Genomic DNA, 20,591 nt, shown 5'->3' with positions numbered 1-20,591 from the left:
TCGGCCGAGGACTTGCTGACTAATGGCCGAAAATGTCGTCGAACTGCTACCAATGGTTGGTGTTTGGCTGTGGACCGAGCGTGCCGACTGGGACCATTGGCCCCAACCAAAACCCATGCCAAGCTCCACCCATGCCGCGCAGAAAACCCCCATTCCGCCTCAAGCCCGACCATTACGCCATCGTCGCGTTCTGGGCGGTGCTGCTGGGCGAGGTCTTGCTGCCGCTGCGGCTCTTGCCACCCGCCTCGATCCACAGCGGGTCGTCGTGGTGCGGGTTTGTCCTGATCCTGGTCGGGCTGGGGCTCGAAATCACCGTAGCACGCGCCATGACCCGCGCCGGCACCACCACAAAACCCTATAAGCGCCCCACCGCGCTGGTGACGTCAGGTGCGTTCCGGTTCAGCCGCAACCCGTTCTATATCGGCATCTTGCTGTTCTTCGGCGGCATGATGCTGATGCTGAGCCTTGATTGGCTGCTGCTGGTCATGCCGCTTTACTGGCTGGCGCTCGACCGCTTGGTGGTGCCGCATGAGGAGAAGGCCCTGGCCGGGGCCTTTGGCCCCGCCTGGGACGATTATGCCGCCCGGACGCGGCGCTGGGTCTAGGCCAAACTTATCCCCGCCCGCAAAACCTCGCGCATATTGCACCCATCCCTCCACACGGGCGGCCTGCAGGCGAACAGTGGTGGAGGGCGCCGTGCCGGCTTCGCCGCCGCGCAGGTTCGAGTACTGGCCGGCGGGGACGAGCGTTCCCTGTCCGCGATCCCCGAGTACTGTCCCAAAACCGGCGCCCCGAGGCGATTGTCGTCTCATTACAAAAATGCCAGAGGCGATAACCGCCTCGGGGCTCGCCCACCCACGATAACCGCATTACAGGCGGCGCTTGCCCATGCCCGGCGGGATGACATGGCACAGGCCATGCGCATAATACCTCACGCGAATCGAGACCCCCATGACCCAGCCCCTTTTCATCATCACCGGCGCCATGGCCGCCGGAAAATCCACCGTGGCCCAGGCGCTCGCCGAGCGGTTCCCCAAATCGGTGCATCTGCGCGGCGACATGTTTCGCAAGATGATCGTCAATGGTGCGGCCGTAATGGGCCCCGAACTCGATGCCGAGGCGCGGGCGCAACTGGCGCTGCGGCAGGCCTTGGCCTGCGAGGCGGCGCGGCAGTATCACGCGGCCGGCTTTGCCGTGGTTTACCAGGATATCCTGATCGGCTCCGCGCTCACCGCCGTCGCCGGGCGGCTGGCCGATCTCAAGCCGCGCATCGTGGTGCTGGCGCCCTCGGCAGAGGTTCTGGCGCAGCGCGATCGCGACCGGGCCAAGACCGGCTATGGCGAGGGCTTTCCGCCGGATGTGCTGGCTGGAGCGCTGGCGCGCGATACGCCGCGCATCGGCCAGTGGATCGACAGTTCGGCGATGAGCCCCGAGGCGGTAGTGGACGCCGTTCTGGCCGGCTAGGACTACCGGCGCATTGCCATGCTCTGGCCCACAAGCGCCCACAATCGATCGCTACCCAAGACGCGCTAAAGCCGTTCGAGGGGAACGTTCCATGCCACACCTGTCCACGCCATCCATTCCGGCCCATCACCTGCGCCCGCGCGAGGGTGCGCTGGTCGCCCGCTTTCTCGATGCCCAGAACCAGGTCTATCCCGATGCGCTGCACGAATTGCGCGCCGGGCAGAAACGCGGCCACTGGATGTGGTTCATCTTTCCGCAGATTGCCGGGCTCGGCCACAGCGCCATGGCCGAGCGCTTCGCACTGGGCGATCTCGACGAAGCCCGGGGCTATCTCGGCCATCCGATCCTTTGCGCCCGGCTGCATGAATGCACCGAGGCCGTGCTGCTGCATGCGCCCGATGCGGCGGCGCCGCGCAGCCTGATGCAGCTTTTCGGCACGCCCGACGATCGCAAGTTTCATTCGTCGATGACACTGTTTCACCGCGCCGATCCGGATGAACCACTGTTCGCCCGGGCGCTCGAGGCGTTCTTTGGCGGGCGGGAGGATGAGGCGACGCTGATCCGGCTCTAGCGCCGGCTGATTGTCACCAGCCGGCCGGCGCCACCGGGCGGGATGTCCAGCGCGACGGTCACCGTCGCTGCGGCGACGATTTCGGGGGCGCGCTCGGCCCACTCGACCAGCACGATGGCCTGGGGATTGTCCAGCAGCCCCAGTTCATCAACCTCGCGCGGATCGCCCAGCCGATAGAGATCGGCGTGCAGCACGGGCCCCGCCGGCGTCTCATAGGGCTGCACCAGCGCGAAAGTGGGCGACGGCACTTCGAGTTGCGGGTCATCCGCCAGCGCGCGGATGATAGCGCGTGCCAGGGCTGTTTTCCCCGCTCCCAGATCCCCGTTTAAGATCACCAGATCGCCTGGCTGCAGTGACGCTGCCAGTTCGACCCCAAGGGCGGTGGTCGCAGCGTCGTCGAGCAGCAGGCGCGCCATCTACTCCGCCACGCCGGCCATGGCGCTGTCGCGCGGCAGGTTGACGATGATCTTGCTGCCACGCGGCTCGCGCTTTTCGGCGCTGATGGTGCCGCCATGCAGGTTGACGAAGGTCTTGACGATGGCCAGGCCTAGCCCGGCGCCGCGCTGGCGGCCGCCGGCCGGCGCATCGAGCCGGGTGAGGATGGCCGATTTCATCTCGTCGGTCAGGCCCGGGCCCTCGTCCTCGATGATGAACAGCATGCGCTCGGCGCGATGGCCAATGGTGAGGCGGATTTCGCCACCCGGCGGCGAGAAGCGGGCGGCGTTGCTCAGCAAGTTATACAACACCTGCACGATGCGCGTACCATCGGCGATGAAGGGCGGCAGATCGTCGTCGATATCGACCACGAGGTTGATGGGCTTTTCGCCCGATATCTCGGGGAAGGTTGCCGACAGGCCGGCCCGCGCCTTGTCGACCAGACTGGCCACGTCCTGCAGCTCGGGCCGCAGCTCGGCAATGCCGGCATCGACCGAGGCGAGGTCGAGGATGTTGTCGATCAGCACGCCCAGCGTCACCGACGAGGCGCGGATATAGTCGATATAGGCAGTCTGCCGCTCGTTGAGCGCGCCGCCTTCGGTGGCCAGCAGGTCGGCAAAGCCGATAATGTTGGTCAGCGGCGAGCGCAGTTCGTAGGACACGTTCTCGACGAAGGCGTCCTTGAGCACATCGGCGGCCACCAGGGCATCGTTGCGTTCCTTGAGCACCTTGGAATAGCTGGCGCTTTCGGTGACGTCGAGGAAGGTCATCATGGTCTGCCCGTCGGGCAGGCGAGTGATGGCGTAGTCGAGCAGGCGGCCGTCGGAGCGGTTGAGGCGCCCGGTCTGGTCGGAACGGGTCGGATTGAGGTCGATGATGCCGCGTTTGAGGTCGCGCCAGATGCTGGCGCCGTCTTCGGGGATAGCGCGGCCGCTGGCTTCGGCGATCTGGTCGATATGGGGGTTCTGCCCCAATTCGTTCATCGGCAGCTTCCACAGCGCCGAGAGCCGCGGATTGGACAGGGTCAGCCGGCCATTGGTGCCGAACACCGCCACCGCCTCGGATAGCGCGTTGATAGTCTCGCGCTGCACGTTGGAGAAAGCCTTGTTGGTGCTTTCGAGCTTGAGGCGTTCGGTGATGTCCTCGAATACATAGATCACGCCGCCACTGGTGCCGGCCGGCGCCGAGATCACCTTGATGGTGCGGCCATCGGGCAGGTGCCAGGGGTCGTTCTCGCGGGCCTCGGTTCGGCTATAGGCCTTGAGGTGTTCGTCGCGCCAGGAGTGGTAATTGACCTGGGCCGGCAGCATGCCCTCGGTGCGCAGCTTGTCGAGAATGGCACGCTCATCGAGGCCAAGCGTCAGAAAATTGGGGCTTAGGTTCCACAGATGCGCATAGGCCTGGTTGAACTGGATCAGCTCGCGCTTGGCATTGAAGATGGCGATCGGCGTCGCCAGCGTATCGATGATGCCGCTGATATGGGCGATGCTGGCGTCAGCGGGCTTGACGGCATGGTCTTCGGCTGGGCGCAGATAGCCGGCCCGCCCGCTGGCGACCGGGAATTCGACCAGCTCGAACGCGCCCTGCTTGGGCCAGGCGACGGACAGTTTGGCGGGCTTGTCGCCCGCCGCGCAGGCAACGAGATGGAGCTTGAGCTGACCCGGCTCCAACAGCTCGGGCGGCGCGTGTTCGCTGCCGGCTTTGCCGAGTGCCTTGGCCAGTTGCAGGTAGGCCTGGTTGGCGTAAACCAGCCGTTCACTGGTATCGCGGGCGAAGGCCGGCTGGGTGAGCGTGGCGAGAATGGCGCGGACGCTGGCGAGGTCACCGGCGGCCACCGCGGCCGGTATCTTGCCCTCGGCGCCGGGTTGCAGGAAGGCCGGGCGCAGGCGCAGGGCGGCGCCACCGCCCAATACCCAGCCATTGGCCCGGATCAGCCGACCATCCAGCGCGCTGAGGCTCACGGCAAAGGCGTGGCCATGCACGCGCAAATCCTCGAGCAGTCGCGCCAGCCGTTCGGCATCGGCATTGATCAGCCAGGATTGAAAATTGAGAACGCTTTCGGGCTGCCGTCCGACCGGCAAGATGGCCGAAGTCTGGCCGAGCAATTTGGGGGCGCCACCGCTGTTTTCGGTCCACAACACCGTAACCTCGCGGGTGCCGGACAACAGGGCTTCATACTCGTCGACCAGGGCGCGAAGTCCGCCGATCTGTTCGGCGGCCCGCAGCCGCGCCTTCTTGCCGTCGGCAAGCATGGTGCGCACGACGGCCATGGCGAGAAGGGCAAAGCCGCCGGCGCCAACCGCAATCGCCAACGGCGCTGCGCCGGCAAGACCGGTCGTGCCCAAACCCTGAGCAAGCGCGGGCGCCGCCGTCATCAGGGTAAGGGGGGCTGCCGCAATACCTGCGAATCCCCAATGCTTCCGGAAATGATCCGGCGCCATGCGCTGCCCTCTGCTTCTTGCTTCGCTGCCAGCCGGCTCCCCAAAGAACCGGTACGCCTGCACTCAAACGGGAAAGCCCAACGCGGAGTCCATCAGGAACCCGGCTCTTCCCGAACCGGTCGCTTGTCCCCCAGCAACCGAATCACCTCGACCATACCGGCCAGCGGAATCGGCTAAAAGAGTCTTAATGGCTGTGCTTTGCGGGCAAAAAATAGATATCGGGGATTGACGGAGAACGAAGCAGAAACGACCGGAACTCCCCCTTCGCCCAAGCAACAAAAAATGCCCGCGGCCGAAGCCGCGGGCATTGCATGCATTTTCGCTATCAGTAGCGGTATTCGCTCGACTTGAACGGCCCATTCTGGGTCACGCCGATATAGTCGGCCTGGTCCTTGGTCAGCTTGGTGAGCTTGGCGCCCAGCTTGGCCAGGTGCAGCTCGGCGACCTTCTCGTCGAGGTGCTTAGGCAGAACGTGCACCTTCTTCTCGAGCTTGTCGCCATTGGTCCACAGTTCGATCTGGGCCAGCGTCTGGTTGGAGAACGAGGCCGACATCACAAAGCTCGGGTGGCCGGTGGCATTGCCAAGGTTCACGAGGCGCCCTTCCGACAGCAGGATCAGGCGCTTGCCATCGGGCTTTTCGACCAGATCGACCTGCGGCTTCACATTGGTCCACTTGAAGTTGCGCAGGGCGGCAACCTGAATCTCGTTGTCGAAGTGGCCGATATTGCAGACTATTGCCATATCCTTGAGGTTGCGCATGTCGTCGAGCGTCAGCACATCCTTGTTGCCGGTGGCGGTGACGACGATGTCGGCGCGCGGAGCGGCGTCTTCCAGCGTCACGACCTCGAAGCCTTCCATGGCGGCCTGCAGGGCGCAGATCGGGTCGACTTCGGTCACCAGCACGCGGGCGCCGGCGCCGCGCAGCGATTCAGCCGAGCCCTTGCCCACGTCGCCATAGCCGCAAACCACGGCAACCTTGCCGGCCAGCATGACGTCAGTGCCGCGCCTTATAGCGTCGACCAGCGATTCACGGGTGCCGTACTTGTTGTCGAACTTGGACTTGGTCACCGAGTCATTGACGTTGATGGCCGGGAACGGCAGTTCGCCCTTGGCGTGCAGCTGGTAGAGGCGCATGACGCCCGTCGTGGTCTCTTCCGAAACGCCGCGGATGGCGGCGCGGATGTTCGAGAAGAAGTTCGGCGACTTGGCCAGGCGGCGCTTGATGGTGGCGAAGAAGATTTCCTCTTCCTCGTTGCCGGACTTGTCGAGAATGGAGATGTCCTTCTCGGCCTTGGCGCCGGTCAGGATGTACATGGTGGCATCGCCGCCATCGTCGAGGATCATATTGGGCGTCGAGCCCGGCCAATCCATCATGCGGTCGGTGAAGTCCCAGTATTCTTCGAGGCTTTCACCCTTGTGCGCGAAAACGGGAATGCCGGCATCGGCGATGGCCGCGGCAGCGTGATCCTGGGTCGAGAAGATGTTGCACGAGACCCAGCGCACTTCGGCGCCGAGCGCGACCAGCGTCTCGACCAGCACGGCGGTCTGGATGGTCATGTGCAGCGAGCCGGCAATGCGCGCGCCCTTGAGCGGCTGGGCCGCGGCATATTCCTCGCGGATGGCCATCAGGCCTGGCATTTCGATCTCGGCCATTTGGATTTCCTTGCGGCCAAAGGCGGCGAGGGAAATGTCCTTGACCGCGTAGTCGGTCGACTTGGTGCTCATCGGAGGCTCCGGAACGGGAATGGATTGGCGTTGACCTGCTATACGCAAGGCCAGGCTCCGGATCAACCGGGACATAAAGAAATGTTTATATCTATCTAACGATAGACCGGGTAGCGCTTCCTGAACGGCATGGCGAGAAAGCGCCACAGGGCCGAGAGGATCAGATAGCCCAGGATGAAGCCGCCACCGGCATAAAGAATGCCTTCCATGGTCACCGGAATGGCCGGCCGATAGTTCTCGAGCGTGCGCTGGCCGATATCGGTGTCGAGATAGGCAGGCAGCGACTGGAACCGTTCGGCCGGTCCGGCGCCCTCGATCCGCGCCAGGGTGGTGCTTAATTGCTCGTAGCGCTGGAACGTCGCCGTCATCGAGGTGCCGCGACCGGCCAGGAAGTCATCGTTGGAGGCATTGTAGCGCTGCAGCGCCGTAACCCGATCCAGCCCGCCCGCCACGGCGGCCCGATCGAAATCCTCGGTGATCACCCGCAACTCGTCTACCGCCCCACCCAGCCGCTGGGTGTATTGCTGGGCATATTCAGGGAACTGGCTGAGGGCGAAGGCCAGACCCAGGCCACCAATCCCGGCTACGATGCGTCGCATCCAACTGGTCTCCCGATTCCACGGAAACAATGTAGGGCGCGAAAATTGGTTTCACCATGGCGGATGAGCGCGGACCGCCAACGCACGCTCGCGCTCATAGTGCTACTAGAACGCCAGCCATAGGCCCAGGATTGCGATTGCAATCGCAGCGAGGGCCAGTCCGATCGGCATCAGGTGGCGCGAACTGACTCCGCCTATGGCGGGGCTCGCTTGCCATCCGGCCTGATTCTGCTCGATGCGCACCAGCAGGGCTGCATAGGCCTCTTCCTGCCGATTGAGGCGATAGGCAATAAAGGCAGTCATCAGTAAGGCGCCGCCGCCGCAAATCGCCAGTATTGGGCGCCAGGCGATCGGCAGATCGAGCGCGACGATCGTGCCGAGCAAGAGAGCGATCACGCCAAATGCGATCACCTCGAAAAACAGGCGCCCATAGTGAAGGCGATGTCTGGAAACGACAGCATACTGCGTGTTCGGATTGCGCTCTTCTTCCATGATTTTCTCCGCCCCTTAACACTTTAACGGCTCGCCCATAGGATATTGGCTGGACGGTTTCTTCAAGGTCGGCTCATGCGTATTGCTCTCATCAATGTGCCGCACCCTGCCATCGGCAGCCGCATTCCAAAAGAGCAGTTGCCGCCACTCGGCCTGCTCAGTGTTGGCGGCCCCCTGATCGACGACGGGCACCACGTCGAGCTTGTTGATGCCGAGTTCGGGCCGATGACCCTCCGGCAAATTGTGGCCGCCGCCACAGCCGCGAAGCCGGACCTCGTATTCTTTGGTCATTCAGGGTCATCTTCCGGCCATCCGATCATTGCGGCTACGGCCAAAGCGGTCAGCGCGGCAATCCCTTCGGCACGTATCGTCTACGGCGGTGTGCACCCCACCTACTTCCACCGCGAAATCCTGCGTGACGAGCCCTACGTTCATGCCATCGTCAAAGGTGAAGGCGAGGAAACGGCCAGGCAGCTCGTGCGCGCCTTGGCCGAAGCCACCTCGTTGGAACAGGTCGACGGTATTGCGTTTCGCCTGAACGGCCATCCCTTCGCCACGCCGGCGGCACGGGTCATCGCCGACCTCAACGCCTACAGGGTCGGCTGGGAGCTTATCGACTTTGCCAAATATAGCTATTGGGGCAACAAGCGCGCAGTGGTCGTGCAGTTCTCACGCGGCTGTCCGCATCTTTGCAACTATTGCGGCCAACGCGGCTTCTGGACGCGCTGGCGCCATCGCGACCCGGTCCTTCTGGCGCGCGAGATCGCGTGGTTGCACCGGGAGCACGGCGTCGAAGTGTTCAACTTTGCCGACGAAAACCCAAGCGCCGGACGGAAAGCCTGGACAGCGTTTCTTGAGGCGCTGATTGCCGAAAACATTTCGGTGACGCTGGTCGGCTCGACGCGCGCCGATGATATCGTGCGCGATGCCGACATCCTCCACCTCTACAAGAAAGCCGGCTTTGAGCGCTTCCTGCTGGGGATGGAGAACACCGATGAAGCTACGCTGGCGCTCATCCGCAAGGGCGGCACGACGACATCGGACCGAGAAGCCGTCCGGCTCTTGCGCCAGCACAATATCCTGTCCATGGCCACCTGGGTTTCCGGGTTCGACGATCAGACGGACGCGGATCTGTTCCGCGGACTGCGCCAGCTGATTTCATATGACCCCGATCAAATCCAGGCGCTTTACGTGACCCCGCATCGCTGGACGCCCTATTTCCGGCTCGCCCATGACCGGAAGGTCGTGCAGTTCGATCAAACGCGCTGGGATTACAAGCACCAGGTTCTGGCCATGTCGCGTATTCCGCCCTGGCGACTATTCTTGTGGGTCAAGTTTATCGAAGCGGCGGCGCAATTGCGGCCGCGCTCATTGCTCCGGCTCGCCTGGAATCCCGATCCCAAAATCCGTCACGCCATACGCTGGTACTATCGGATGGGCAGACGCGTCTGGTTCCACGAAATCTTCGGCTTCCTCTTTCGCGACCGCTACGGTCAGGACGGCAGAACAGTGGGAGACTTTCTTGGAGAGCCGCAGGATGCCGAGGAAGAAGCATCGCGCCTCGCACTGAGGCCGGTGCGGAATTGATCTAGCCGGCGCGTCGGAACGGCAGCCTACCCCGCCGTCCCCTCTACATCCTCGTCAAAGCCGTTATTGACCAGCTCCACGATGGCCTCCAGCGCCTCGCGGGCCTGTTTGCCTGACGCCTGCACCAGGATCGTGCTCCCCGGTCCAGCGCCGAGCATCATCAGGCCCATGATCGAGTTGCCGTTGACCGAGGTACCGTCCTTGATGACGCTGACCGTAGCGTCGAAGCATTCCGCCGTGCGCACGAAGCGGGCCGAGGCGCGGGCGTGCAGGCCCTTGCGGTTGACGATGGTCAATTGCTGTGCGACCGCCCGGTCGCCTCCCGCCGCGGCCTCCAATTAGCCGGCTCCGAGAATGGAATTGGCGACAGTGATGTATTTGCGGCCCGCCTCCTGCGCCAGGTTCACCGCGTCCTTGATGGTCATGTCGGCACGGACGCGGCCGAGCTTGACCAGCATGGGCAGGTTGACCCCGGCGATGACTTCCACGTCGCGGTTCTGCATCACCGAAATGGCCAGGTTGGACGGGGTGCCGCCGAACATGTCGGTGAGGATGATCACGCCGGAGCCGTCATCGGCGCGGTCGACCGCGGCCAGGATGTCGTTGCGGCGGTTTTCCATGTTGTCATCAGGGCCGATGGCAATCGTCTCGCAATGGTCCTGCGGTCCGACCACGTGTTCGAGCGCCGACTTGAACTCATTGGCAAGCGCGCCATGCGTCACCAGAACCAGACCAATCATGCAACGTCCCCAGCCTGCCGAGATGCGCCGGCGACGCGGCGCTGACGGCATTCCAGTAATTCCTGCCCCCCTGCGCAGTATCCATCGGGAACGTTGCGCAAAGCTGAACCCGACCGATAGGGCCGAGCGGCGGGCAGTCTTGCCCCGGAAGGGGCGTGATTCAAGTGGTTTTTTGTCACGGACGGGCCACCGCTGCGATCGCCTCGGTAACCAGCAGCACCTGATGGCTTACGCTGATGACGTCGGCGGAGGGCACCGGCGCGCGGGCTACACTGGTCCCGGCCAGCTCGGTGACCAATTGATCTTCCTCCAGCATGCGCACCAGGTCGGGGACCAAGTCCACGACCAGATCGAGGGTGACGAGATTCTTGTGGGCGCGCTTGACGATGCCGCGCCCGCGCAGCTCGATCAGCCCGGCCAGGGCGGCGGGCGCCTGCATGGCGAGCTGCCGGCCGGTGAGCACCAGATCGACGCGGTCATCGGAGACCAGAAACGCAGCTTCACCGCGGCTTTCCCAGCGATCGAGCAGGGTCAGCGCCAATACCGATTTGCCGGCGCCGGAAGGGCCGCGCAACAACACACCTGTGGTCCCCAGTAACAGACCCGTGCCGTGCACGTTTTTTGGCTTGCTCATGCAGCCAATCTATTTGCGGGCGCGCGGCAACACAATCGTGAACACAGCGCCGCTGCGATCCTCGCGGTTGTGGGCGCGGATCGTACCCTTGTGTGCGTCCACGATCTGCTTGGAAATCGACAGGCCCAGCCCCGAATGATCGCCGAAACTCTCGGTCTCCGGGCGGTCGGTGTAAAAGCGGTGGAAAATCTTGCCGAAGTCGCCGGTAATGCCGCGGCCCTCATCGGTCACGGTCACCGTGATGTGCTCGGGGTCGGTGGAAAGCGCCACCGTCACCACCCCGCCTTCGGGCGAGAACGACACGGCATTGTCGATGAGATTGGCAAAGACCTGGGCCAGCCGGCTTTCATGGCCGTTGACGATTGGGGTGCTCTTGCCGCTGCGCTTGACCAGCTCGACCTTGACGTCGCGGCCGGCCGCAATATCGGTCTGGATGGCGACCATGGCTGCGGCCAGCTTTTCCACGTCGACGCGCTCGGCGCTTTCGCGCGCCAGTTCGGCATCGAGCCGGCTGGCGCTGGAAATGTCGGTAATGAGCCGGTCCAGGCGTTTGACATCGTGCTGGATGATGGCGTTGAGCCGGTCCTTATCCTCCTGGCGCTTGGCCAGCGGCAGGGTTTCGACGGCCGATCGCAGCGAGGTCAGCGGGTTCTTGAGCTCGTGGGCCACGTCGGCAGCGAAGCGCTCGATGGCCTCGATGCGGTTATAGAGCCCGTCGGTCATGCGCCGCAGCGCGCCGCTCAGATGCCCGATTTCATCGGGCCGGTCAGAAAAATCGGGGATTTCGGCGCGGGCATTGCCGGCCGTCTGCACCCGCTCGGCGGCGGCCGACAGGCGCCGCATCGGGCCGGCAATGGTGCCGGCCAGCGCCAGCGACAGCACAATCTGGACGCCCGCTGCGATCATGGCGATGCGCAGGATGCCCCAGCGCTCCTGCGCCACCACGGAGTCGATATCGCCCGGCGCGGTCGACAGCAGGATGGCGCCGACCACGGCGCGCACGCGCTGCACCGGTACAGCGACCGAAACGACGAGCTGGTTCTGCGCATCGACGCGCACGAAGTCGGCCGGCGCGCCCTGCAGCGCCGAGGCAACCTCGGGATAGCGGCTGCCTTCGTCGACGCCATATTCCTGGTACTTCGGGAAATTGTCGCCCGGCACCCAGCTCAGCACCGCATTCCACCAGTCCCACAGGAAGAAATCGTCGCCCTGCTTGGTCTCGATGATCTGCCGCATCACCTCGCCGCGCGCGTAGATATTGTCGCTGTCGAGGATCATCAGCCCACCCTGATCGTAGATGCGAGCGCGGGTGCGGGTGGGGGTGATGAGGTTGCGTAGCAGCGGCGCCACGCGTTCCGGATTGATCGGAAACTCCAGCGTCGGATCGAAATAGGAGAGCGAGGACACGCTGCCATCGCCCTGCAACTCAAGCAGGCGATCCGGATTGACCGAGATGACGTCGCTATCGGCCGTCGCCGACGCGGCAATGGCCGCCGCGATGATTTCGCCCTGCACCCGCAGCGATTGCACGCGGGCGTCGATCAGGCCGGCGCGCCACTGGTTGAGGTAGAGAATGCCAACCACCAGCACCAGCAGACCCGCCAGGTTGAGCACGATGATGCGACGGGTAAGGCTCGAGAAAATCGTGAAGTCAAGAAAGCGGCTGATGGCACTCGCGATCTTGGCGAAGGGCGTCACGACCAGACGCCAGCGATTGCGCGTCGGGGCTGGTTCGACACTCTCATCCGGCGCCGGCGCGCGCCATTCGGACGCGACGTCGGGTTTGTGCTCCAGATCCGGATCGAGAATGGCCACTTGTTGTGCTTATTGCTCCTTGAAGCGATAGCCGACGCCGTAAAGCGTCTCGATCATCTCGAAGTCGTCGTCGGTCGCCTTGAACTTCTTGCGCAGGCGCTTGATGTGGCTGTCGATAGTGCGGTCGTCGACATAGACCTGGTCGTCATAGGCGGCATCCATCAGCGCATTGCGCGACTTGACCACGCCCGGACGCAGCGCCAGTGCCTGCAGGATCAGGAATTCGGTGACGGTCAGCGTTACGCGCTGGCCCTTCCAGGTGCAGGTATGGCGCTCTTCGTCCATCACCAGCGAACCGCGCTCGATCAGCGCCTTGCCGGTGCCGGGCTCGCCCGGCGAGCCGGCGGGCGCTGAGGGATCGCGCGGGGCGGAACGGCGCAGGATGGCCTTGACGCGCTCGACCAGCAGGCGCTGGCTGAACGGCTTGGTGATGAAGTCGTCGGCGCCCATCTTGAGGCCGAACAGCTCATCGATCTCCTCGTCCTTGGAGGTGAGGAAGATCACCGGCACATCGGATTTCTGGCGCAGACGGCGCAGCAGTTCCATGCCGTCCATACGCGGCATCTTGATATCGAGAATGGCCAGGTCCGGCTTGTCGGTGGTGAGACCTTCGAGACCAGAAGCGCCATCGGTATAGGTGGCGACCTGATAGCCTTCGGCCTCCAGTGTCAGCGACACGGATGTCAGAATATTGCGGTCGTCATCGACGAGGGCGATCTTGGGCATGGGCTGCCTTTCATTTCAGACGCTGAACAAACACGCGGCAACATTGGCCGTCGCGCATGCTTGCAGGCGACAATTACGCGTTAAATAAGGCGCGGCCAAGGGCAGAACAACCGGTGGTGCGACCCTTTGGCACGATGCAACTTCAGTCTTACGACAGATTTCGGGATGGTTGCAGGACGACTTCGGCCCGTATTTTCAACTCCATAGCAGGCGGCACCGTGCCGCAAGCGATGGAGTTTCGAGATGAGCGCGTTCGACCACGAAGTCCTCAGGAGCAAGATTGCCGCAAGCGCCGGTTCGGTGTCCTTGAACGACATTGCGCCCGTTCTGGTTGCCCGCTCGCTGCAGGGCGAAGAGTGCGAGCTCACTGTCGACGGCGCGGTTTCGGTGCGCACCGGCGCCTTTACCGGCCGCTCGCCCAAGGACAAGTTCATCGTCCGCGACGGGCTCACCGAGAACAGCGTTTGGTGGGACAATGCCGGGGCCATGAGCCCTGATCATTTCGATGCCCTGCTTGAGGACGCCATCGCCGCCCAGGCCGGCCTGTCGATCTTCCGGCAGGATCTGCTGGCCGGCGCCGATCCGCGTCACCAGTATGGCGTCACCGTGCTGACGCCCAGCGCCTGGCATGCCCTGTTCATCCGCAACCTGCTGATCCGCCCCGGCGAGAGCGTGGCGGCCGGCAGCAATCCGACCCCTGTCACCATCGTGCATGCGCCGCGCTTCAAGGCCGATCCGGCCCGCCATGGCAGCCGCACCGATACGGTGATCGCGCTCGATATGAGCCGCAATATCGTGGTGATCGCCGGCACGCTCTATGCTGGGGAGATCAAGAAGAGCGTGTTCTCGCTGTTCAATTTCCACGCGCCCCGCCAGGGCGTGCTGCCCATGCACTGCTCGGCCAATCTAGGCAAGGATGGTGAGGCCGCGCTGTTCTTCGGTCTGTCGGGCACCGGCAAGACCACGCTCAGCAATGACCCCAATCGGCCATTGATCGGCGACGACGAGCATGGCTGGAGCCATGACGGCGTGTTCAACCTCGAAGGCGGCTGCTACGCCAAGACCATCAAGCTCAGCCCCGAGGCCGAGCCCGAAATCTACGCCGCCACCAAACGCTTCGGCACCGTGCTTGAAAATGTCGTGCTCGATAATAGCAAGACGCCCGATTTCGACGACGTCTCGCTGACCGAGAACACGCGCGCGGCCTACCCCATCCACGTGCTGCCGGCCATTGCCAAGGGCAGCGTGGGCGGTACGCCCAAGACCGTGGTGTTCCTCACTGCCGACGCCTTCGGCGTGCTGCCGCCGATTGCGCGGTTGACGCCGGACCAGGCGGTCTACCACTTCCTCTCGGGCTACACCGCCAAGGTGGCCGGTACTGAGCGCGGCGTTACCGAACCGCAGGCGACGTTCTCGGCCTGCTTCGGCGCCCCCTTCATGCCGCTGCATCCCACGGTCTACGGCGCCATGCTGGAAGAAAAGCTGCGCAGCAGCGGCGCCTCGGCCTGGCTGATCAATACCGGCTGGACAGGCGGTGGTTATGGCGTCGGCAAGCGCATCGACATCGCCTCGACCCGGCGCCTGCTGACCGCAGCGCTCGATGGCGACCTGGATACGATCGCCATGCGCACCGATGAGTTGTTCGGCTTCCAGGTCCCGATCGCTGTGCCCGGCGTGGCCGACAAGCTGCTGACGCCCCGGCTCACCTGGGCCGACGCCGAGGCTTACGACCGCCAGGCCATCCACCTGGCAGGCCTGTTCCGCGCCAATTTCGAGAAGTTCGGCGACGCGGCGAATGCCGCCCCGGGGCCAAGGCTGGCGCAGGCGGCGGAGTAGCCAACGCCAGCGAAGGGTGGTGCTGCGCTGCTAGAGGCCGGCCCGCGCCCGACCTTTGGCAACCTCCTCCGCGTTCCCTCGGGTTTGATCCGAGGGCCACCCCGACACGGTACAAGCGGCGAAAGACCCTCGGATCAAGTCCGAGGGAAGCGCCGGTGGGTGGGGCAAAATAGCCACCCCCCCTCCACCCCGATGTTATCCCGGCGCAGGCCTGGATCCATGTCCGTGACGCGCCGCATCACCCGGCGTGGCAAAGCCCGACACACCCACCGGCCGTCACCCTCGGGCTTGACCCGAGGGCTCTACACTTTGCTGAGCGTTGGGTAAGTAAAGTGCCCTCGCGTCGGGCCCGAGGGTGATGATCGAGTGTGAGCCGTCACCCCGCCCAAATCTATCCATCTTTATCCCGGCCCAACTCGCCGGACGACCGGCACCGGGACGGATCTCCCCCATGTCGCAGCGCTTGCTGCGGCGTAGACTGACCAGCAAACCGCGCGGCTAGGCCAGCGCGGTGCCTTGGCATGTCACGATGTCGGAGAAGACCGCCTCAGTTGGGCGAGTAGAAGATATGCGAGCCGATCTGGGCGACAGCATTGTAGGTATTGGCCCAGTTCGGGCGCACTGCCGTGGTGTGGTAGTAGAGCGCCGAACCCGGCACCGCACCCACGGCCTCGCCGGTGGCGAATTCGGCATAGACGTCCTGCGCCAGCTCGGCGGAACGAACCCAGGCACGGCGTTCACCGGGGGCGTCGGTACGACCGTCGCAGGCAAAGGTGAACTGGCAGCGGTGATAGCCCTTGTCGGCATTCTGGTAGATCACGCCGCACAGAGTCGAGGGAAACTTGCCCGAGCGCGCGCGATTGACGATGACATTGGCGACAGCGAGCTGGCCGGCAGCGCTTTCGCCACGGGCCTCGTGATAGATGGCCTGCGCCAGGCAATCGCGCTCGGCATTGGCATGGTCCAGACGCTGCGTCGTGGTCTGGTAGCCGGTCTCGATATAGGCGGCCAGCATGGAGGTGTTGAGCGCCGGCTCAGCCGCTGGCGTCGGCGCAGCGAAGCTGGCAAGCGCCGAAACGGCGCTGTTGCCGCCACCGAACGAACCGCGTGCGATATAGCCCATCAGCACGTCGGTATTGAGTTCGCCGGGCGTGATTTCCTCGGTGACATTGACAGCGCGCAATGCCTGCTGGCGCTGAACGTAGTTGGCTAGCAGAGCCGGGGTCAGCGGCTGCTCACCAGGGGCGAGCGGCACAATGGTCGGGCCGATCGCCGGCTGGGCGCGCACGGCCATGAGATCGGCCGGCACCGGCAGCGGGGTCACGTCTGCAAGGCGAATAGTTTCGGCGTGAGCTGGAACGAGGGTGATGAACAGCACGAGCGCAACCGCGCACAGGGCGAGCGCATGCGATACCGCACGCACAGCGATAGCCTGCCAGGTTAGCGTCAATGCCCCGTCCTTGCCCCTGAGCCCGTCCAGCCATATCTGGCGGGCCTTCGTTGTCCGGATCCGTCGATGCGGACCCTTCCCGTCACTTCCCGGCCGGCACACTAGCCAAGCTTGCGGGTCATGGGAAGCCGAAATTTACGGCTGGTTAACCATAGCCGTTAGCTTCTTAAAGTACGGTTAATCGAGACGAAGACGGTTGAAAACCCAGGAAACAGAATGGGTTGGATGGTGGTGAAGGCCGGCTTTCCGTGATCGGTAAAAGTTTACGGACATTGTGCCGCGCCGTTGCGGTTTGCTGTGGATGCGTTGCGAGACGGAAAAAAAGCCCCGGCGGGCAACCGGGGCTTCTGCATCCGTCAGCATTTAGGCTCGTTCAGAGCTTGGGAAACGCGGCAAGCCGAACGTGGTCGAGACTTTCCATCACGGCGATGCCCAGCGCCCGGATTTCGTCGCTCGGATGCACCAGGTCAGGCACCATCACGGTCTGCATGCCCGCGGCATGGGCGGCGCGGACGCCGGCATGGCTGTCTTCGAGCGCCAGGCACTGCAGCGGGTTCATCCCCAGCCGCTTTGCCGCTGTCAGGTAGGGCTCGGGATGCGGCTTGGGATTGATCACATCGTCACGGGTGACGATGGTCTCGAACATGTCGAGCAGGCCCGCGGCGCCGAGATGGGTATGGGCATGGGGCTGACGCGAGGACGTGGCCACGGCCATCGGAATATTGCGATCGCGCAGCGTTTCCAGAAACTCGAAGGCGCCACGCTTCACCGGCACGTCATGGCTGCGGCTGCGCATCATGATGCGGCAGCGCTCGTCGAATTGCGTGTAGGGAAAGGCGACGCCATAGGCTTCCACCAGCAATTGATTGGTCCGCTCGTGGCTGGAGCCCACCATGGCGCTGTGCACGGCATCGGTCATCTCGAAGCCGAGATCGGTGCACACCTCGTAGACGATGGTCTTGAAGACGCTTTCGGTGTCGAGCAGCGTGCCGTCCATATCGAAGATGACGGCTTGGAAGGGCGCGAGGCGCAGGATGTCACTCTGGGGTTTCATCTCGCTCCATATAGGGCGATTTGTTGCGGCTCGCTAGGCGGAATGGTGAAGGGCTGGGTTGCACACGCAGGCCGCCATTATGCTAGCCTCCGACGCCATGACTCGCTTCAAACCCTCAAGCCAGCACGAGACGCTGGGCGATGCCTTCTACGATCGCGTCGCACCCGCCGATTTCCCGAAAACCGTGCTGCGTCATCGCGACCAGCGCTGGGCCCATCGCATGGGGCTCGATGATCTCACGGACGAGCAATGGTTGGCCCATTTCGGCCGGTTCGAACCCCTGCCCGGCTCGCTGCCGCAACCTCTGGCCCTGCGCTACCACGGCCACCAGTTCCGCAGTTACAATGCCGACCTCGGGGACGGCAGAGGCTTCCTGTTCGCGCAGGGCTTTGACCACAGCGATGGCCGCCTGCTCGATTTCGGCACCAAGGGTTCGGGCAAGACGCCGTGGTCGCGCGGCGGCGATGGACGGCTGACGCTCAAGGGCGGTGTACGCGAGGTTCTGGCCACCGAAATGCTGGAAGCGCTCGGCGTCTATACCTCCAAGAGCTTCTCGCTGATCGAAACCGGCGAGGCGCTGCATCGCGGCGACGAACCATCGCCCACCAGGTCCTCGGTGCTGGTCCGGCTCAGCCATAGCCATATTCGCATCGGCACCTTCCAGCGTCTGGCCTATCTCGAAGACAGTGAGAGCCTGGCGCAATTGCTCGACTATGCGATCGCCAATTATTACCCCGAACTGGCCAGCGCCCCTGACAAGCCCACCGCCTTCCTCGAAGCGGTCGTCAAAAACGTTGCCCGGCTCGGCGCGCAATGGACTGCAGCTGGGTTTGTCCACGGGGTGCTGAACACGGATAATATCAACATTACCGGTGAGAGCTTCGACTACGGTCCGTGGCGCTTCCTGCCGATCTACGACCCTGACTTCACCGCCGCCTATTTCGACGAAACCGGCCTCTATAGCTTTGGCCGTCAACCCGACACGCTCGCGTGGAACCTGACCCGCTTGGCCGAGTGCCTGCTTCCTCTGTCGAGCATCGAAAAGCTGGAGCCGGCACTCAATACCATCTGGCCGGAATTCCGCGCCGAGCTGCCGCGCCAGATGCTGCGCCGCCTCGGCCTCAAGCCGCGGGACGTGGAAACCGACAGCGCCTTCGTCACGACGCTGTTCGGCTTCCTGTCCACCAGCAAGGCGCCCTATGAGCAGTTCTTCTTCGACTGGCGTGGTGGCAGTCTCAGCGCCGAGCGCGCCGCCCGCAGTCTATCGGCGGAATACTATGCGCGGGAGGCCTTCCGCCCGGTGGCCGATGCGCTCGAACAATTCGGACCCGCGGACGACGTCAATCTCACCCACCCCTATTTCACCCGCAACACACCCCGCACCATGCTGATCGGCGAGGTCGAAGCCATCTGGGCACCCATCGCCGATCGCGATAACTGGAGCCTGTTCCAAACCACACTGGCCGAGATCGCCGAGATGCGGCAGGCCTATGGGGTTGATCCCCTCTTCACCTCCCCCTACGGGGGAGAGGTCGGCGGCGGAGCCGACGGTGAGGGGGCCTTTACTGGGTGAGGTGTTTGGCAAAGGCCCCCTTACCCGACCCAAGAGGGTCGACCTCTCCCCCAGAGAGAGGTGAAGAAGATAAAGCGCACAAATACGATGAGGAGACGTCCATGCCCCTTTACGCCCTCGATGGCATCGCCCCCGACATTCACCCCGATGTCGGCTGGATCGCCCCCACTGCCGTGCTGGTCGGCGACATCTGGGTCGGAGCCGAGGTCGGCATCTGGTTCGGCGTGGTGGCGCGCGGCGATATCGAAGCCATCCGCATCGGCGCCCGCACCAATGTGCAGGAGAACTGCGTCCTCCACACCGATACCGATTACCCGCTCGTCATCGGCGAAAATTGCACGATCGGCCACGGCGCCATCGTCCATGGCTGCACCATTGGCGACAATACCCTGATTGGCATGGGGGCCACAGTGCTCAACGGCGCCAGGATCGGCAGGAACTGTCTGATCGGCGCCGGCGCTTTGATCACCGAAAACAAAGTCATCCCCGACAATTCCATGGTGCTGGGCGCGCCGGGCAAGGTGGTGCGAGAGATCGATGCCGAGGGCGTCGAGAAACTGCGCGCCTCAGCCGACCGCTACGTGCGCAACGCGCAGCGCTTTGCCGCTGGCATGGTCGATGTCACCGCCCGCCCGACCGACTTCGATCCGGCCTGAGCCTTGCCAGTGCCCCATTCGGGGCGTAACTGAACGCCGTTCAATACGGAGTTACCCATGGCACGGCGCGCCGATCATTCGCGGGAAGAGCTGGTCGAACTGGTGATCGAGGCCGCCCGCCAGATGATCGCTACGCAGGGCGTCGACAAACTGTCGGCGCGCGCGTTGTCGGCTGCGATCGGCTATACGCCGGGCACGCTCTATAACCATTTCAAAGACCTCGACGACATCGTCACCGCGGTCAATGGCGGCACGCTCAAGGCACTCGGCGAGGCCTTTGCCGCAGCCGAACGCAGCGACGATCCGCGCCGGATGCTGCACAGTTACGCCGACGCCTTTCTCGGCTTCCTGCGTGACAATGCCAACCTCTGGAACGCGCTATTCGAATTCCGCCGCGCCGAAGGCGTGGCCGTGCCGCAATGGTATGTCGATACCATTTCCGGCCTGCTTCGCATCCTGGCCGCCTGCTTCATGCAGATCCGGCCCACCGCCAACCCGCAACAGGCCGCTCACGCGGCGCAACTGGTCTTCGCCAGTATTCACAGCGTCTCCTCGCTGCAGAATTCGGGCCGGCTGGCGCTGGTGATGGATCGCGATATCGGCGTCGTCGTCCATGACCTCATCGATATTCACATCAAGGCCTTTGCCCAGGGGTAACGAAGGTCCCATTGCCAAAATCATGGCTCCACCGACTCCTCGCCCCTTTGGGCAGTGTTCACTTGGGGCGCTTGATATTCGCGGTGTCACCCCGGCGGAGGCCGGGATCCATCCTGAGGTCGAACCAACATTCAC

20 protein-coding genes are annotated in these 20,591 nt (G+C 63.9%); 8 read left to right on the top strand and 12 right to left on the bottom strand.

Annotated elements, in window-relative coordinates:
• Window positions 1-131 precede the first annotated feature (131 nt).
• The 3 genes from MF606_RS01565 to MF606_RS01555 all read left to right on the top strand — a co-directional run bounded on the left by MF606_RS01565 (window position 132) and on the right by MF606_RS01555 (window position 2,035).
• Complete coding sequence (locus MF606_RS01565; protein ID WP_240231758.1) at window positions 132-605, top strand: methyltransferase family protein; 474 nt, start codon at window positions 132-134, stop codon at window positions 603-605.
• 346 nt (window positions 606-951) lie between these two features.
• A complete protein-coding gene (locus tag MF606_RS01560; RefSeq protein ID WP_240231756.1) occupies window positions 952-1,464 on the top strand; it encodes an AAA family ATPase in 513 nt (170 codons plus the stop codon).
• 91 nt (window positions 1,465-1,555) lie between these two features.
• Window positions 1,556-2,035 (top strand): DUF1810 domain-containing protein, encoded by a 480-nt coding sequence (locus tag MF606_RS01555; protein WP_240231755.1) that lies wholly within the window; start codon window positions 1,556-1,558, stop codon window positions 2,033-2,035.
• Here MF606_RS01555 and tsaE read toward each other — a convergent pair.
• The 5 genes from tsaE to MF606_RS01530 all read right to left on the bottom strand — a co-directional run bounded on the left by tsaE (window position 2,032) and on the right by MF606_RS01530 (window position 7,728).
• The gene (gene tsaE / locus MF606_RS01550; RefSeq protein WP_240231752.1) at window positions 2,032-2,451 is read right to left on the bottom strand and encodes a tRNA (adenosine(37)-N6)-threonylcarbamoyltransferase complex ATPase subunit type 1 TsaE; all 420 of its coding nucleotides are present in this window, start codon (window positions 2,449-2,451) and stop codon (window positions 2,032-2,034) included. The genes MF606_RS01555 and tsaE overlap by 4 nt on opposite strands.
• A complete protein-coding gene (locus MF606_RS01545; protein WP_240231747.1) occupies window positions 2,452-4,911 on the bottom strand; it encodes a sensor histidine kinase in 2,460 nt (819 codons plus the stop codon).
• A gap of 325 nt (window positions 4,912-5,236) precedes the next feature.
• The gene (gene ahcY, locus MF606_RS01540) at window positions 5,237-6,637 is read right to left on the bottom strand and encodes an adenosylhomocysteinase (protein ID WP_240231745.1); all 1,401 of its coding nucleotides are present in this window, start codon (window positions 6,635-6,637) and stop codon (window positions 5,237-5,239) included.
• Window positions 6,638-6,732: 95 nt separating this feature from the next.
• The gene (locus MF606_RS01535) at window positions 6,733-7,236 is read right to left on the bottom strand and encodes a DUF2937 family protein (protein WP_240231744.1); all 504 of its coding nucleotides are present in this window, start codon (window positions 7,234-7,236) and stop codon (window positions 6,733-6,735) included.
• A gap of 105 nt (window positions 7,237-7,341) precedes the next feature.
• A complete protein-coding gene (locus tag MF606_RS01530; RefSeq protein ID WP_240231742.1) occupies window positions 7,342-7,728 on the bottom strand; it encodes a hypothetical protein in 387 nt (128 codons plus the stop codon).
• A gap of 75 nt (window positions 7,729-7,803) precedes the next feature.
• Between MF606_RS01530 and bchE the strand changes: the two genes are divergently transcribed.
• Window positions 7,804-9,315 (top strand): magnesium-protoporphyrin IX monomethyl ester anaerobic oxidative cyclase, encoded by a 1,512-nt coding sequence (gene bchE / locus MF606_RS01525; RefSeq protein ID WP_240231740.1) that lies wholly within the window; start codon window positions 7,804-7,806, stop codon window positions 9,313-9,315.
• 26 nt (window positions 9,316-9,341) lie between these two features.
• Here bchE and MF606_RS01520 read toward each other — a convergent pair whose 3' ends face one another.
• The 5 genes from MF606_RS01520 to MF606_RS01500 all read right to left on the bottom strand — a co-directional run bounded on the left by MF606_RS01520 (window position 9,342) and on the right by MF606_RS01500 (window position 13,230).
• The gene (locus tag MF606_RS01520; protein WP_240231738.1) at window positions 9,342-9,653 is read right to left on the bottom strand and encodes an HPr family phosphocarrier protein; all 312 of its coding nucleotides are present in this window, start codon (window positions 9,651-9,653) and stop codon (window positions 9,342-9,344) included.
• Entirely contained in the window at window positions 9,654-10,055 is a 402-nt protein-coding gene (locus MF606_RS01515; RefSeq protein ID WP_240231734.1) for a PTS sugar transporter subunit IIA, read from the bottom strand.
• A 175-nt stretch (window positions 10,056-10,230) separates the two neighbouring features.
• Window positions 10,231-10,689 carry an HPr kinase/phosphorylase gene (locus tag MF606_RS01510; RefSeq protein WP_240231733.1) on the bottom strand — a complete coding sequence of 153 codons (459 nt, stop codon included), beginning with the start codon at window positions 10,687-10,689 and terminating at the stop codon, window positions 10,231-10,233.
• A 9-nt stretch (window positions 10,690-10,698) separates the two neighbouring features.
• On the bottom strand, window positions 10,699-12,498 hold the full coding sequence (locus MF606_RS01505) for a stimulus-sensing domain-containing protein (RefSeq protein ID WP_420842271.1): 1,800 nt from the start codon (window positions 12,496-12,498) through the stop codon (window positions 10,699-10,701).
• A gap of 15 nt (window positions 12,499-12,513) precedes the next feature.
• The gene (locus MF606_RS01500) at window positions 12,514-13,230 is read right to left on the bottom strand and encodes a response regulator transcription factor (protein ID WP_240231731.1); all 717 of its coding nucleotides are present in this window, start codon (window positions 13,228-13,230) and stop codon (window positions 12,514-12,516) included.
• Window positions 13,231-13,473: 243 nt separating this feature from the next.
• On the opposite strand from MF606_RS01500, the gene pckA reads away from it, so the two are divergent.
• Window positions 13,474-15,066, top strand: coding sequence for a phosphoenolpyruvate carboxykinase (ATP) (gene pckA, locus MF606_RS01495; protein ID WP_240231730.1), 1,593 nt, complete (start codon window positions 13,474-13,476; stop codon window positions 15,064-15,066).
• Between the two features lie 547 nt (window positions 15,067-15,613).
• On the opposite strand, the gene MF606_RS01490 is transcribed toward pckA, so the two are convergent.
• The gene (locus MF606_RS01490; protein WP_240231728.1) at window positions 15,614-16,516 is read right to left on the bottom strand and encodes a cell wall hydrolase; all 903 of its coding nucleotides are present in this window, start codon (window positions 16,514-16,516) and stop codon (window positions 15,614-15,616) included.
• A 373-nt stretch (window positions 16,517-16,889) separates the two neighbouring features.
• Window positions 16,890-17,570, bottom strand: a complete 681-nt coding sequence (locus tag MF606_RS01485; protein ID WP_240231726.1) for an HAD family hydrolase — start codon at window positions 17,568-17,570, stop codon at window positions 16,890-16,892.
• A gap of 79 nt (window positions 17,571-17,649) precedes the next feature.
• On the opposite strand from MF606_RS01485, the gene MF606_RS01480 reads away from it, so the two are divergent.
• The 3 genes from MF606_RS01480 to MF606_RS01470 all read left to right on the top strand — a co-directional run bounded on the left by MF606_RS01480 (window position 17,650) and on the right by MF606_RS01470 (window position 20,456).
• The gene (locus MF606_RS01480) at window positions 17,650-19,143 is read left to right on the top strand and encodes a protein adenylyltransferase SelO (RefSeq protein WP_240231723.1); all 1,494 of its coding nucleotides are present in this window, start codon (window positions 17,650-17,652) and stop codon (window positions 19,141-19,143) included.
• 101 nt (window positions 19,144-19,244) lie between these two features.
• Window positions 19,245-19,799: a gamma carbonic anhydrase family protein gene (locus tag MF606_RS01475; protein ID WP_240231721.1), complete on the top strand. Its 555-nt coding sequence runs from the start codon at window positions 19,245-19,247 to the stop codon at window positions 19,797-19,799.
• Between the two features lie 57 nt (window positions 19,800-19,856).
• A complete protein-coding gene (locus MF606_RS01470) occupies window positions 19,857-20,456 on the top strand; it encodes a TetR/AcrR family transcriptional regulator (protein WP_240231720.1) in 600 nt (199 codons plus the stop codon).
• Window positions 20,457-20,591 lie beyond the last annotated feature (135 nt).

This window comes from Devosia lacusdianchii, from assembly GCF_022429625.1.
In the GTDB taxonomy this organism is placed as follows: Bacteria; Pseudomonadota; Alphaproteobacteria; order Rhizobiales; family Devosiaceae; genus Devosia; species Devosia lacusdianchii.
This window is presented reverse-complemented; position numbering and strand designations above follow the sequence as displayed.

Excerpts from the sequence above, each read along its gene's own strand:
- MF606_RS01530 (WP_240231742.1), bottom strand. The coding sequence starts at position 7,728 with ATGGAAGAAGAGCGCAATCCGAACACGCAGTATGCTGTCGTTTCCAGA.
- MF606_RS01485 (WP_240231726.1), bottom strand. The coding sequence starts at position 17,570 with ATGAAACCCCAGAGTGACATCCTGCGCCTCGCGCCCTTCCAAGCCGTC.
- MF606_RS01560 (WP_240231756.1), top strand. The coding sequence starts at position 952 with ATGACCCAGCCCCTTTTCATCATCACCGGCGCCATGGCCGCCGGAAAA.
- pckA (WP_240231730.1), top strand. The coding sequence starts at position 13,474 with ATGAGCGCGTTCGACCACGAAGTCCTCAGGAGCAAGATTGCCGCAAGC.
- MF606_RS01475 (WP_240231721.1), top strand. The coding sequence starts at position 19,245 with ATGCCCCTTTACGCCCTCGATGGCATCGCCCCCGACATTCACCCCGAT.
- MF606_RS01545 (WP_240231747.1), bottom strand. The coding sequence starts at position 4,911 with ATGGCGCCGGATCATTTCCGGAAGCATTGGGGATTCGCAGGTATTGCG.
- bchE (WP_240231740.1), top strand. The coding sequence starts at position 7,804 with ATGCGTATTGCTCTCATCAATGTGCCGCACCCTGCCATCGGCAGCCGC.
- MF606_RS01555 (WP_240231755.1), top strand. The coding sequence starts at position 1,556 with ATGCCACACCTGTCCACGCCATCCATTCCGGCCCATCACCTGCGCCCG.
- tsaE (WP_240231752.1), bottom strand. The coding sequence starts at position 2,451 with ATGGCGCGCCTGCTGCTCGACGACGCTGCGACCACCGCCCTTGGGGTC.
- MF606_RS01515 (WP_240231734.1), bottom strand. The coding sequence starts at position 10,055 with ATGATTGGTCTGGTTCTGGTGACGCATGGCGCGCTTGCCAATGAGTTC.
- MF606_RS01565 (WP_240231758.1), top strand. The coding sequence starts at position 132 with ATGCCGCGCAGAAAACCCCCATTCCGCCTCAAGCCCGACCATTACGCC.
- MF606_RS01500 (WP_240231731.1), bottom strand. The coding sequence starts at position 13,230 with ATGCCCAAGATCGCCCTCGTCGATGACGACCGCAATATTCTGACATCC.
- MF606_RS01535 (WP_240231744.1), bottom strand. The coding sequence starts at position 7,236 with ATGCGACGCATCGTAGCCGGGATTGGTGGCCTGGGTCTGGCCTTCGCC.
- MF606_RS01480 (WP_240231723.1), top strand. The coding sequence starts at position 17,650 with ATGCTAGCCTCCGACGCCATGACTCGCTTCAAACCCTCAAGCCAGCAC.
- ahcY (WP_240231745.1), bottom strand. The coding sequence starts at position 6,637 with ATGAGCACCAAGTCGACCGACTACGCGGTCAAGGACATTTCCCTCGCC.
- MF606_RS01470 (WP_240231720.1), top strand. The coding sequence starts at position 19,857 with ATGGCACGGCGCGCCGATCATTCGCGGGAAGAGCTGGTCGAACTGGTG.
- MF606_RS01510 (WP_240231733.1), bottom strand. The coding sequence starts at position 10,689 with ATGAGCAAGCCAAAAAACGTGCACGGCACGGGTCTGTTACTGGGGACC.